Annotated in this window: 11 protein-coding genes; 3 read left to right on the top strand and 8 right to left on the bottom strand. The window is 51.3% G+C overall.

The window, feature by feature from the left end; all coding sequences use genetic code 11:
- On the top strand, window positions 1-1,018 hold a 1,018-nt coding region (locus LKE08_RS19700; protein WP_324705959.1), incomplete at its 5' end, for a transglutaminase family protein.
- Window positions 1,019-1,020: 2 nt separating this feature from the next.
- Here LKE08_RS19700 and LKE08_RS19695 read toward each other — a convergent pair.
- From LKE08_RS19695 to LKE08_RS19685, 3 genes are all read right to left on the bottom strand, one after another.
- Entirely contained in the window at window positions 1,021-1,623 is a 603-nt protein-coding gene (locus tag LKE08_RS19695) for a class II aldolase/adducin family protein (RefSeq protein ID WP_324705958.1), read from the bottom strand.
- 69 nt (window positions 1,624-1,692) lie between these two features.
- Entirely contained in the window at window positions 1,693-3,684 is a 1,992-nt protein-coding gene (htpG, locus tag LKE08_RS19690; protein ID WP_324705957.1) for a molecular chaperone HtpG, read from the bottom strand.
- 418 nt (window positions 3,685-4,102) lie between these two features.
- Window positions 4,103-4,945 (bottom strand): sulfotransferase, encoded by an 843-nt coding sequence (locus tag LKE08_RS19685; RefSeq protein WP_324705956.1) that lies wholly within the window; start codon window positions 4,943-4,945, stop codon window positions 4,103-4,105.
- Window positions 4,946-4,996: 51 nt separating this feature from the next.
- Between LKE08_RS19685 and LKE08_RS19680 the strand changes: the two genes are divergently transcribed.
- Entirely contained in the window at window positions 4,997-5,983 is a 987-nt protein-coding gene (locus tag LKE08_RS19680) for a glycosyltransferase (RefSeq protein ID WP_324705955.1), read from the top strand.
- 37 nt (window positions 5,984-6,020) lie between these two features.
- The gene (locus LKE08_RS19675) at window positions 6,021-7,016 is read left to right on the top strand and encodes a glycosyltransferase (RefSeq protein WP_324705954.1); all 996 of its coding nucleotides are present in this window, start codon (window positions 6,021-6,023) and stop codon (window positions 7,014-7,016) included.
- On the opposite strand, the gene LKE08_RS19670 is transcribed toward LKE08_RS19675, so the two are convergent.
- From LKE08_RS19670 to gloA, 5 genes are all read right to left on the bottom strand, one after another.
- Window positions 7,002-7,946 carry a glycosyltransferase gene (locus LKE08_RS19670; protein WP_324705953.1) on the bottom strand — a complete coding sequence of 315 codons (945 nt, stop codon included), beginning with the start codon at window positions 7,944-7,946 and terminating at the stop codon, window positions 7,002-7,004. The two genes, LKE08_RS19675 and LKE08_RS19670, sit on opposite strands and share 15 nt — an antisense overlap.
- 46 nt (window positions 7,947-7,992) lie before the next feature.
- A complete protein-coding gene (gene hpsE, locus LKE08_RS19665) occupies window positions 7,993-8,937 on the bottom strand; it encodes a hormogonium polysaccharide biosynthesis glycosyltransferase HpsE (RefSeq protein ID WP_324705952.1) in 945 nt (314 codons plus the stop codon).
- A 117-nt stretch (window positions 8,938-9,054) separates the two neighbouring features.
- The gene (hpsE, locus tag LKE08_RS19660; protein WP_324705951.1) at window positions 9,055-10,005 is read right to left on the bottom strand and encodes a hormogonium polysaccharide biosynthesis glycosyltransferase HpsE; all 951 of its coding nucleotides are present in this window, start codon (window positions 10,003-10,005) and stop codon (window positions 9,055-9,057) included.
- A 41-nt stretch (window positions 10,006-10,046) separates the two neighbouring features.
- Window positions 10,047-12,833 carry an ATP-dependent chaperone ClpB gene (clpB, locus tag LKE08_RS19655; protein ID WP_324705950.1) on the bottom strand — a complete coding sequence of 929 codons (2,787 nt, stop codon included), beginning with the start codon at window positions 12,831-12,833 and terminating at the stop codon, window positions 10,047-10,049.
- Window positions 12,834-12,992: 159 nt separating this feature from the next.
- The gene (gene gloA, locus LKE08_RS19650) at window positions 12,993-13,430 is read right to left on the bottom strand and encodes a lactoylglutathione lyase (RefSeq protein ID WP_324705949.1); all 438 of its coding nucleotides are present in this window, start codon (window positions 13,428-13,430) and stop codon (window positions 12,993-12,995) included.
- Window positions 13,431-13,725 lie beyond the last annotated feature (295 nt).

Raw genomic sequence — 13,725 nt, 5'->3', positions numbered from 1 at the left:
AATCGTTGGCGGGCAACCGGGGACGGTTGCCACCACGGGTTTTTTCCATTTTCACAGAGTCAGGCGAGTTGAAAAGTTAAAAGTGAATCGTTGGCGGGCAACCGGGGACGGTTGCCACCACGGGTTTTTTGATCCGATTTTTCCCAACGCCCCACCGAACACACCCTTATTGATGAATTATCAAATTATTCACACCACGACTTACACCTATACCCGATCGGTCGAGTTGACGCCGCATATTGTCCGGCTGCGGCCGCGATCGGATGCGTTTCAAACCTTGCGGGAGTTCGCGATCGCGGTGGAACCCGAACCCAAGGGAATTTCGGAAATTGTCGATCTCAACGGCAACGATATTATCAAACTTTGGTTTTCGGGGACGACGACGGAGTTGAAGGTTAAAGTCAGTTCGGAGGTGGAAACCCACTGCACGAATCCGTTTAATTATCTCCTCGAACCTTGGGCGCTGCACCTGCCGATCGCGGACTATCCGGCGCCGATGTTGGCACATTTGCAACCCTACATGAAGGGCTGCACCGATCCGGCGGTGGTGCAACTCGCCCAGGAACTTTGGCACTCCTGCGGCGGGGGGGTACTGTCTTTTTTGAGCGCCCTGAACCGGCGCATTTACCGCACCTGCCAGCACATGATCCGGGAAACGGGGGCGGCTCTGCCGCCGGGGATAACCTGGCGGCAGCAGGCGGGTTCCTGTCGAGATCTGACGGTTTTGTTTGTGGAAGCCTGTCGGGCGGTGGGTTTGGCGGCTCGGTTCGTCAGTGGCTATCAGGAGGGGGATCTGACGCGCAACGATCGCCACCTCCACGCTTGGGCGGAAGTTTATCTCCCCGGTGCCGGGTGGCGGGGGTACGACCCGACCCAGGATCTGGCGGTGGGCGATCGCCACGTCGCCCTCGTCGCCTGTGCTCAACCCAAATACGCCAGCCCGATTTCGGGCAGTTTTCGGGGTTCGGGGGCGTCTTCCCAAATGGAATATGAATTACTCATCGACAAATTGGATTGAGGCTATTTTAATTCGCAATATCCCAACAGGATTTCCCCGGCTTCTTTCAAGTCCCGCCCGAAGCTCAAAAACCCGTCTTCGTGTCCCCCCATCACCAACAGTTTGACATGGGCCAGGTTTTCTTCTTCAAATAAACGAAACATTTCCCGCGCCATCTGGGGCGTGCCGTAGGGGACTTCCGGGCGGGTGGTGGGGACTTGAAACATCAAATCTTTCCAAAATTGCGGGTGGTGGACGTGGGCGATCGCATTAATTTCCGGTTGATGCTGATAGATTGCCGCGTGGGTCAACGCCTCGGAAGAAGCCCGCACCGGACCCCGACAGGTGATCCAATTTTCCCGCCAGTTAAACTCCGTGACGGTGGTGTAATGTTCGGGTTGCAAATGGGGCAAATGTCCGGTCTGGGTTCCGGTGATGATAAATTGTTCGGAATTGCCGATCCGGACGCTGATGTTGCCGAACCCGATGCCGTCGTCGTAGGTCCCGATCAACCCCAGAGAATGGAGGCGATCGCGCCACCTCATCAAGTCCGGCAACCATTCCCCCTCGGGGGGTTCGGCTTCCGTCCAATTACAGGAATATTTGATAACGCCTTCGTCCATCATAGAAAATCAAGGGAATAAAAATATCAAAATTCCCCCTTAAAAAGGGGGATTGATGGGGACGATACGGACTTACATCGCCCGTTCCGTCAACTTCGTCAAAACGTGGTTCGATCGCTCCACGAAATCTTTCATACCCTCGGCATCAAAGCCCTTTTGAGCCATCAACGCCAAGTCATAAACGTGGTGGCAGATCATTTTTGCCAACTCCTCGGAGGGAGACTCGCCGCCCTCTTGGATAATCGTCCCCTGATTCAAACTCGCCAGATTTTGGATCAGCGGGTGGGCGGTATTCACCAACAAAATATGATCCTCGGGGAAGTCGGCTTTTTGCTGTTGTAAAAGGGCCGTCATATCCTGCAACCGCCGCATCGCCTCCGGCAGCAGAACCATCGCCGGGGGGGTATCCTCCGACTTGAGCGATTCGGTGCGGATATTCAGGCGGGGTTTGTTGAGGGACTTCTCGAACAACTCCTTGATCTGTTCGCTGCGGGTTTTGTTGGTTTTGGGATCGACGATTTCCGATTCTTTATCTTTTTCGATCAGGGTGTCGTCGAGTTCGGAGTCTACCCGAGAGAATTTGACATCGGAGTGTTCCCGCTCCAGGAAACTGATAAAGTGGGTGTCGATAAAGGAGTCGAGGAATAACACTTCCAAACCCTGGCTCTTGTGGAGTTCCACATAGGTGGCTTGGGAAGCCTCCTCGGTGCAGTAAAAGACCCGATTTTCGTGGCGGGATTGGTTCCGCTCCAGGTACTCGCTGAGGGTGGTGTAGTAGCGCCCCTGTTCGTCGGTGCTGGCGGATTTTTCACGGTCCGATTTCACCTCTTCCCAGGCGTCTCCCTCCTCGGTTTGCACCTGGACTTCGGCGGTTTTTGCCTCCCCTTCCTCGGCGGGAGGTTGGTAGGTGCTGCGGAAGATCAGGATATCTTCGACTTGCTTTTTAAATTTGTCGTCGTTGAGGGAACCGAACTTGACAAACGTGCCGACATCCTGCCAGCAGCGGATGTATTCTTGGCGATCGTCCCGGTAGAGTTCTTTGAGGCGATCGGCGACTTTTTTGGCGATGTAGTCGGCGATTTTGCGGACGGTGCGGTTGCTTTGCAGGGCGCTGCGGGAGATGTTGAGGGGGATGTCGGTGCTGTCGATCACGCCCCGCAACGGCATCAGGAATTTGGGGATGACTTCCTCGCAGTGGTCGCTGACAAATACCTGGTTGCAGAATAGTTTGATATTGCCCTGGGTGACATCCACATCGGGTCTGAGTTTGGGGAAGTAGAGGATGCCGTTGACGATGAAGGGATAGTCGGTGTTGAGGTGCACCCACAGCAGGGGATCTTCCTGGAAGGGGTAGAGGTAGCGGTAAAGATCCAGGTAGTCGTCTTTGCTGAGGTTGTTGGGGGATTCGCGCCAGGGGGCTTTCTGGCGGTTGATGACTTCGCCGTCCATTTTGATGGGGACGGGCATGAAGTCGCAGTAGGTTTTGATCAGTTGCTTGATGCGGCTGGGTTCGAGGTACTCCTGTTCGTCGTCCATCAGGGTGAGGGTGACGGTGGTGCCGCGTTCGGTGCGGGCGGAGTCTTCGAGTTGGAATTCGGGGGAACCGTCGCAGGTCCAGTGGACGGCTTGGGCGCCCTCTTGGTAGGAGAGGGTGTCGATTTCCACCTGTTTGGCGACCATGAAGGAGGAGTAGAACCCGAGCCCGAAGTGGCCGATGATGGATTCTCCTTCGTTGGCCTGGTATTTTTGGATGAATTCTTCGGCGCTGGAGAAGGCGACTTGGTTGATGTATTTTTTGATTTCGTCGGGGGTGAGCCCGATGCCGTTGTCGCTGACGGAGAGGGTTTTGGCGTCTTTATCGATCGCGATCGCGATTTCGGGTGAGCCGATGTCCCCGGAGTATTCCCCCCGGCGGGCGACCATCTTCAGCTTGGCGATCGCATCGACGGCGTTGGAGACGAGTTCCCGCAGGAATACCTCGTGGTCGGTGTAGAGGGATTTTTTGATGATCGGGAAGATGTTCTCGGTGTGGATCGTGATCTGTCCCTTTTCGAGTACGGTCATGGGCGCTATGTCTCACATCTTATGGTTGTCATCTCTTGATTTTGGGCGATCGGCGGGGCATAATGGTAATGGATCACCCCACCGGATGATTCGGATTTCCGTAATTGGTTGGCTACGAGCATCCCAGAAACCTTGAGACGTCATGGCTACTTTTGCCGTTCATTCAATCAAAAATAAACTCAAAAATCTGTCGCGAATTCTCACTATCAGCACGAAGTCAGACTCGGACATGAAAAACTCTCATTTGAAGAGGCGATCGCTTCTGAGGAGAAACGGTTGGGAGGAGAAGTTGAACGTATCTTAAAGGATGAAAACTATAACAGTTTCAATCATCAAAACTATTCTTACTTGTCCCGTGGAATCTACAGGAATCGAATTCATAATTTTTGACTCGAATTAAATGAGAAATTGACTAGACTTACCAATTGAGTTCTTCAAGATTTACGACCGATAGTTTATCCATAATGTATGCCTGTTGTTCTTCATTAAAAATTTTAAAAAACTTATTAGAAGGGCGGTAATTTATTCCGTCACAATTGACCGATCTTCCTTCCCGATCAAGGCTAACATAGTGAGCCATTTCGGCATAATTTTCAATCATATTGACATCGAATTCGACGTTTAAGAAATTGCAAATTTTGCGAAGGACTGTCTCGGCTTGACTGACCAAGTTTTCATACCGAACAATTAAATGATTGGGCTGATTTTGGTATTTTTGAGTAGCTCGAATAGCGGACAGCCAGTTATCAATACAGGTGTCAATATCTCGGACTCCCCCCCAAGGTTTTGGATATTGATGAGTCACTTCATAGAGAGAGGCGACTACATCCGTCCCATTTCTAATCAAATGGATGAAGCTGGCACTCGGTAAAAATTTTTCAATCGACTCGATTCGGTAAATATGGTCGGGAGTTTTTTCTAAAATTATAGATTTGTTTTGTTCGGCAGCTAGTTCTCTTAAAATTTTGATAAACTGGTGAGTACAGTGGCTCATCAAAGGTACTTTAGGGATACGACGAATCAAATCGGGACGACCGAGTTCATCTCCAAAAAAAACTGCCAGCCTCGAATTCAATTGACGAGATGCTAAATTGAAAGCATATCGGCGTCGTTCGTATGGAGAAGGGAGCAAAACGTGAAAAAATTTGGTTTCCGGAAAGGATGCGATTTGAGGGTGGGTAGCCAGCAGACTTTGGAGCAGCGTCGTACCCGAGCGAGAGCATCCAACCAAGAAAAACAGTGGGGCGGATTGTGTTATCATTATTTGATTCCTTACTGATTACTTGCATTCCCTGGCTGGGAGCTAGAGCCAATGACTTCAGTATCTGTAATTATTCCCGTTTATAACGGCGAGCGGACAGTTCGAGAAACTATCGAATCAATCTTATGTCAAAGTCTCTCGGATTTTGAACTGATCGCGATCGATGACGGATCGACGGATCGTACTGTAGAAATTATATCACAGATTAAAGATCCTCGTCTGAGAGTTAAGTCCTATCCAAATGCGGGTTTGGCAGCCAGTCGCAATCGAGGAATTCGAGAAGCCAAGGGAGAATATATTTCCTTTATCGATGCGGATGACCTCTGGACTCCAGATAAGTTAGAATCCCAGTATCAAGCATTGCGAGAACATCCCGAAGCTGCCCTCGCTTACAGTTGGACGAATTGCATTGATGAATCCGGCAAATTTCTCCGTCCTGGAGGTCATAAAACCGTCAATGGAAATGTTTATTCTCACATTCTCGTCAATAACTTTATCGAGAGTGGTTCTAATGTTTTAATTCGCCGAAATGTGTTGGAAGAAGTCGGTTTATTTGATGAGTCCCTGCGGGCTGCCGAAGACCGAGATCTGTGGATTCGGCTGGCGGCTCGCTATCCCTTCGTTGCAGTACCCAAAGCTCAAATTTTATATCGCATTTCCCCAACCTCCATGTCCGCCAATATCATTCGGCAGGCAAAAGAATCGACCGGAGTCATTCACAGAGCTTACAGTCAAGCCCCCTCCTCCCTACAATATCTCAAAAAACACAGCCTTGCTAATATTTACAAATATCTGACCGTCAAAGCTCTCGAGGGGGAACCCGATCGCAGACGGGCGATATTTGCCGTCCAACTTTTCTACCAAGCCATTGTCAACGATCCTTCACTCCTACAACATCGAGTCACAGTTCGTGCCTTACTCAAAATCCTCGCGATCGCTATTTTGCCTCAATCCCAAGCCCGGATTCTTCTTGCCAGATACGGAAAAATCGATAATATTGGAGCCTTGATGATGCTGATCCGCACCGATCCGGAATAAACTGAATCTATACCCCTTTAAAGTGAACTCACTCTGTATGCCAAAAATATCTGTTATCATCCCGGTTTACAACGGTGAAATAACCATTCGAGAAACTATCGAATCGGTCTTAAATCAAACTTTCACGGACTTCGAGTTGATTGTCATAAACGATGGTTCTACCGATTCAACCTTAGACGCGATCGCCCAAATCTCAGACCCCAGATTGCAAACATTTTCTTATCCGAACGCCGGAGCCAATGTGAGTCGGAATCGAGGTCTGGCAAAATCTTCCGGCCCATATATTTCTTTTATCGATGCGGACGACCTCTGGACTACTGATAAATTAGAATCCCAATATCAAGCCCTGCAAGAGAACCCCGACGCGGGTCTCGCCTACAGTTGGACGGACTGCATCGACGAGTCGAGCCAATTTCTTCGCCCCGACAGTCGTGCGACTTTTTCTGGAGATGTTCTCGCTCCCATGCTGCTGGCTTATTTCCTGTCTAACGGTTCTAATCCTCTCATTAGACGGGAAGTTTTTCTGGAATTGGGAGGTTTTGATGAAACTCTCACTTTCGCCCAAGATTGGGAAATGTATCTCCGAGTTGCCCGCCATTATCCCTTCGCTGTCGTTCCCAAACCCCAAGTCCTCTACCGTCAATCTGCCAGTACGATGTCTATGAATGTTGTAAAGAAAGAAGTTGCTGTCATCCAGGTCATCAATCGTGCTTTTGACCGAGTTCCCGAAACTTTACAATATCTCAAACCTCGAAGTTTGGGGAACTTTTACAAATATCTGACTGTCAAAGCTCTGGAAGGAACCTCTACTCGACAGCGGGGAATTTCCGGTTTTCGATTCTACTTGAATGCCCTACGAAACGATCGCAATTTACTGACGGCCCCCGTCACCCTAAAAGTTCTCTATAAAGCGGCTGTTATCAGTTTATTCTCACCCCCCATCGCCCAAAATATTCTCGCCAAAACACCAAAACTTTCCAATACCAGCACCTTGCTCGGGTATATTAATCTCGATACCTCACGATCGCCGTAACTTCAACAATACCGATTCCGCATAAGTTGACGGTAAAATCGCCATGACTCCGCTTTTGATCGCCATTGTCACAATAAATTTGAACTGCGATCGCGACTCCGGTTCGCAGCGGATATAATCCCACAATAATCCGAAGGCTTGTCGCCCTTTTTGGCGTGTGGGTTTACCCTCAAAACTCTTACACAACAGATATTTGTATATATTGGCTTGACTGGCTTTTTTTAAATGCTGTAAAGAAGCCGGAGATCGAGCAAATGCTCGCTCGGTGACTTCCAGACATTCTCGTTTGTGGGATTCAATTTGAGCTGACATAGCCGAACTCGAAATTCGGTGAAAAACCTGACTCTCCGGGACGGCAACAAATGGATATCGAACCGCCAACCGCAACCACAAATCCCACTCCCCCGAAGAATTGATACTGGGGTCAAATCCCCCCACTTCATCCAACGCGACTTTGCGAATTAATGGGTTGGATGCCGTATCTAAAAAATTATCCACCAGCAATTTCGAGTAAACGTTTCCCGTCCAAGATAAATGCCGTCCCCTCGCGATGAGGTTCCCGGAATCATCGCAGTGGTCCGTCCAACTGTACGCCAGAGCGGCATCCGGATGCTCTTGTAAGGCTCGCAACTGAGATTCCAATTTCTCTGAAGTCCAGAGATCGTCATGGTCTAAAAAGGCGATAAACTCCCCTTTCGCTTGCTCCCATCCCCGATTCCGACTCGTCGAAACCCCGGCGTTCGGATAGGGTAAAATTTGAATCCGAGGATCATTAATTTGAGAGATAATTTCGACCGTTTTATCTTGAGAACCGTCGTCAATCACAATCAGTTCCCAATCAGTATTGGTTTGATTTAAAACTGATTGAATGGTCGATTGAATGCTTTTTTCAGAATTATAAGTTGGAATCACTACCGATATAGATACCATATTTTTTTGAGAATTATAATCAAACTTAAGCTCGTTGTTTCGGCTGTCATTTTTGAAATGAAATTTTATTGATGTAATAATAGATAGGGCTAATGGCACTCGCCCAGAAAAAATTGAGTTCGCAAGCATTTACCAAGTCGGATTGGACTTGTTTTTTATATTTTGCAAAATGTAAAATTACTCTTTTCAACCCCCCAAACATTACCCGGAAAAACAAGAGAAATTTTTGTCCCCAAGTTTTCGCCAAAATTACCCGACAGCCAAACGTATACAAACCGTAGCGGTAAGCCAGAGAAAGCAAATAGCTTTTTTCCAATCTTTCTGGAGGAATTAAATGATTTAAGTGCATGGCAGGATTGTACCAAATTTCCCAGCCGTTTTGATAGAGATAAAGGGAGAGTTCGTAATCATTATCTCCTCTACTTACAGCCGCGATACATTCGGGATTTGAACTCTCTAACAACGCTTTTCTGCGAAGGACTAACCCGGCACCGGATGGAAGTTGTAACAACTCCGGATTGAACTGAAATGCTTGTTCGCCACTTTCCCGTATTGCCAATACAAGATGTTCAATTCTTTTGAAATTTTCGGGGGGTTCTGTTTGATATAACGCATGAATTTGCCCCCCATAAATGCCGGCTTTTGGATATTGATTCCCGAACAAATAAGCCTGTAAAACCCAATCCGAATTGGGCAAATTATCGTCATCCAAAAATGCGACGAACTGACCTTCGGTTTCTTCAATTCCCCTGGTGCGGGCAAATGTGAGTCCCTGTCGCCGTTCAAAAACGTATTTTAAAGGGACTTGTAGGTTCCAGGTTGATTGCAATTCTCGAACGACTTTTGCCGTCTCGTCACTGCTATTATTATCGACGACCAGAATTTCCCACTGTATTTCCTCCGTCCCCGTTTGCGATCGCAATTTTTCCAGCACTCCGGGCAATCGTTTGGCACCATTGTAGATTGGAATCACGACTGAAAAATCCATCATTTATTACCCCTCGTTTTGATTGTTTTACGAACATTTGAATAAATAAAAGCGACCGATACAACGACTTCTGAAATCTTTTTAAATTGGCATCATCACATCCGGGGCGACCTCGCCCGCTCAAGTTGTTTGATGGGGTTTTAGCATAAAGTAAAATGGACTAAAAAATCTGCCGATCAAAAATTGCATTTCACTGGCTGCAACAATTTCCGTATATACGGCAAGCTTATATTTAAATAGATGTATGATAATTTTTCGGATATCGTTCAGCAAGTAAGCGAGGGCAATCGGGGGCCGTTGCCATTGAGGAAATTTTAACATTCGGATGGCGTGGCTACTCAACCCGACTCCAAAACACAATTTCATCAAGTAGTCTTTTTCTAAGCGGTGCTGGGGAATTAAATGATCGATCGCCATGTCCGGGTTGTACCAAATTTCCCAGCCGGCTTTTTGAATATATCGCAGTACCTCCAAATCTTCACTGGCCAGCATTTGACCCCCAACTCGACCTGTGAGGATCATCTGTGAGGGGACATTTTCTAACCAAGTTCGTCTGCGAACGACCAAGCCGGCTGATGGCGGTAACATTTTTATTTTGGGTTCATATAAATGGGGACGTGAACCTCGCTCTGTAATTGCTAAAAATGCCTTGATTCGCTCGAAATTCGGTGGCGGTTCGGCTTCAAAAATGCCGTGAATTTGACTGCCGTAGGCTCCCGCTTGCGGATATTCTCGGGAAAATTTGACGGCTTCCGATACCCAATCCCATTGGGGTACGTTGTCATCGTCCAAAAAGCCGATCAACTCGGCTTGGGACTCCTGTACGGCCCTTTTTCGCGCAAAAGCCGCCCCTTGTTGCGTTTCCAAACAGTACCGCAACGGAACATCGGACAACCAATTCTGCTGATACTGTCTGACAACTTCTGCCGTCCCGTCGGAACTATTATTATCCACCACCAAAACTTCCCAGACGATCGCATCTGTTCCCGTTTGCGATCGCAGCTTTTCCAACACCTCCGGCAAACGCTTTTCGCCGTTATAGGTGGGAATCGCCACCGTCAAATCCAGCATCACTCGCCTCCGATTTTTAGGATGACCTGGCCTTCGAGGGTTCAACTGTCGTCACTCTTTCCAGTCGTCGCGACGGGTTCGGCCGTCACTTCAACCGGGTCGGATTGCACCTCAGATTCGATCGCCGGAGAACTAAAAATGAGTTCCCCATCGCCCAAATCCACACCGATCGTATCCCCGGACACGAACTTCTGTTCCAAAATCAGGTTCGCGATCGGATTTTCCAGTTCCCGCTGAATAGCCCGCTTCAGGGGTCGGGCGCCATACACCGGATCGTAACCCACATCCGCCACATAATCCAACGCCTTCGGCGACAACTCCAAACCAATTTTTTGTTCGGCCAGGAGCCGCTGCACCCGCCGCATCTGGATCGCGACGATATCCCGCAACTGGGCCTTGCTCAGGGTGTGGAACAGGATCATCTCGTCCACCCGGTTAAGAAACTCGGGTCGGAAGTGCGATCGCAGCGCCTGCATCACCCGGTCGTACATCTCATCGTAGCGGGAATCATCCCCCGCCACATCCAATATATACTCCCCGCCGATGTTGCTCGTCATCACGATCACCGTGTTGCGGAAATCCACCACCCGTCCCTGGCTGTCGGTGATGCGGCCATCATCCAACACCTGCAACAGGATGTTGAACACGTCGGGGTGAGCCTTTTCCACCTCGTCGAACAAAATCACCGAATAGGGGTGGCGTCGCACCGCCTCGGACAACTGCCCCCCCTCATCGTAGCCCACATATCCCGGAGGCGCCCCCACCAGACGGGAGACGGCGTGTTTCTGCATATATTCCGACATATCGATGCGGATCATCGCCTCTTCGCTGTCGAACAGGAATTCTGCCAGGGCCCGGGCCAGCTCGGTTTTTCCCACCCCCGTCGGCCCCATGAACAGGAAGGAGCCGATGGGGCGTCCGGGGTCCTTCATCCCCGCCCGGGCCCGGCGGATCGCCGCAGCTACCGCCGCCACGCCTTCCTCCTGGCCGATGACCCGCTGGTGCAGGTGGCTCTCCAACTGCAACAATTTTTGTCGCTCTGACTGCAACAGGCGGTTGACGGGGATTCCCGTCCACTTGGCGACGATCGCGGCAATATCCGCCTCCGTCACCTGTTCCCGCAGCAGGGAAGACCCCTGGGCCTGCAATTTCAACAATTCCGCCTCCCGGGCCTCGCGATCGCGGTGTAACGTCTCCAGTTGCCCGTATTTCAACTGAGCGGCTTTATTAAGGTCGTAGGCCCGCTCCGCCTGCTCGATGAGCACCCGCAGTTTCTCTTCCTCTTCCTTGAGGCGGTTGATCTCGTCGAGGAGTTCCTTTTCCCCCTTCCACTGGGAGGACAGGTGTTCCTGCTTGGCTTTGAGGGCCTCGATTTCTTCCCGGATGCGATCGAGGCGGACGCCCAAGCCGACGTCTGCAGTGCCCCGGCCCGCCCCGTCTCGGGTGGCGGCGTTCCCCTGGCTTTCCCCCTCCACGGAGAGTTTTTCCATCTCCAACTGCATCAGGCGGCGCTCGATCTGCTCCAACTCCACCGGCTTGGAGGTGATCTCCATTTTCAACTGGGCCGCGGCCTCGTCCACCAGGTCGATCGCCTTGTCGGGGAGGAAGCGATCGCTGATATACCGGGCCGACAGCATCGCCGCGGCCACCAGGGCGGAATCGGTGATTTTCACCCCGTGGTGGCGCTCGTAGCGGTCTTTGAGCCCCCGCAGGATCGACACCGTATCTTCCGGACTGGGCTGATCGACGTAAATCTGTTGGAACCGCCGCTCCAGGGCCGGGTCTTTTTCGATGTGCTTGCGATATTCGTCCACGGTGGAGGCGCCGATGCAGCGCAGTTCGCCCCGGGCCAGCATGGGTTTGAGGAGGTTGCCGGCGTCCATCCCCGAGCCGCTGCCCCCCGATCCGGCGCCGACGACGGTATGCAATTCGTCGATAAATAGGACGATCTGACCCTCGGAGTGGGTGACTTCCCGGAGTACCGATCGCAGCCGTTCTTCAAATTCGCCCCGCAGCTTGGCCCCGGCGATCAGGCTGCCCATGTCCAGGGAAATCAACTGGCGGTTTTTCAGGGATTCGGGTACGTCCCCGTTGACGATGCGCTGGGCCAACCCTTCCGCGATCGCCGTTTTCCCCACCCCCGGCTCCCCGATGAGCACCGGGTTATTTTTCGTCCGCCGGGACAGGCAACTGACGACCCGGCGAATTTCCTCGTCCCGGCCGATCACGGGGTCCAGTTTCCCGGCTTTCGCCAATTCCGTCAGATCCCGGCCGTAGCGGCCGAGGGCGTCGTAGCTATTTTCGGGGGTCTGATTTTCCACTTTGGCATTGCCCCGCAAATTTTTGATCGCCGCCTCCAATTTTTGGCGGACCGGAGCCTGGGAGCCGTTGCCGGGGCGATCGAACCCGGGGCGCCCGGGCCGTCTGGATTGCTGGCCCCCGCCGCCCAAAATTCGCCGTCCGACGCGGGTATCTTCCCCGATGGCGATGACCATGTGTTCGACGGAGATGTAGCCGTCCTGCCAAGCGGCTCGGGTCTCTTCGGCCACGTCCAGCATCATTTCCAGATCCCGCCCCAGGTAGAGGTGTTCGATGGTTCCGACCCGAGGTTGGCGTTTGGTGAAGGCTTCCAATTGCTGGAGCACCTGTTCGGGGTCGAAGCCGGCCCGCCCCAAAATGTTGCTGGCGAGTCCGTTTTGCTCCAACAGGGCGATCGCGACGTGCTCGACTTCTAAATGCTGGTTCTGGAAGCGGCGGGCCACATCTTGGGACTTGACGATCGCTTCCCAGGCCTGATCAGTAAATTTGCTCGGGTCAGTCGGTTGCATTGCTTACAGTGTTTGGGGATCGAAATTCAATCGGTTCTCGTGTCAATCTTTCGGGACTTAATTTTCGCGGTCAACCCCGGAGGGGCATTGAAAAGCGGGAGCCGGGGAATTGATAATTGTCAATGATCAATTGTCAATTATCAATTCCCCAGTTGGCTCTTAGCTGGACTGGCCGGCGGCGACCGGAGTTTCTTTCTGTTCGCTGCTGCCCTGGGTTCCCAGTTGAATCAGTTCGATTTTATACCCATCCGGGTCTTGTACGAAAGCGATCACGGTCGTTCCGTGTTTCATCGGGCCGGGTTCACGGGTAATTGTACCCCCCGCCGCCCGGATTTGCTCGCAGGTGCCGTAAATATCATCCACACCGATGGCGATATGGCCGTAGCCGTCCCCGAGGTCATAGCGATCGACGCCCCAGTTGTAGGTCAGTTCGATAACGGTATGATCCGCCTCGTCCCCGTAGCCCACGAACGCCAGGGTAAACTTTCCGCCGGGATAATCTTTCTGGCGCAGCAGTTTCATCCCCAGGATATCACAGTAAAATTTCAGCGACTCGTCCAAGTTGCCGACCCGCAGCATCGTATGTAGAAGTCTCATGGGATGGGTTCTCCTCCTTTCAGTATTACGCCTCACCTGTTATTGTAGGGAAATCTCCCCAGTTTGTCTTTCCGAGTCCGGCGGTATGGCGCTGCGCGCCGGTAATGGGTAATAGGGAATAGGGAATAAGAGGCTCGAATCACCCGGTTTGTCTTTCTGACTCCGGCGGTATCAGAAAAAAGATGCGAGAAACAAGATGTGAGAAACCGGGTTTCTACCGGCATCTTTACGCCCCCCACCCGAAATGTTCAGAGAAACCCGGTTTCTATCCCTCTCAATTATCCGCGATCGCACC

This window comes from Lyngbya sp. CCY1209, assembly GCF_035615495.1.
Lineage (GTDB): Bacteria > Cyanobacteriota > Cyanobacteriia > Cyanobacteriales > Microcoleaceae > Limnospira.
This window is presented reverse-complemented; position numbering and strand designations above follow the sequence as displayed.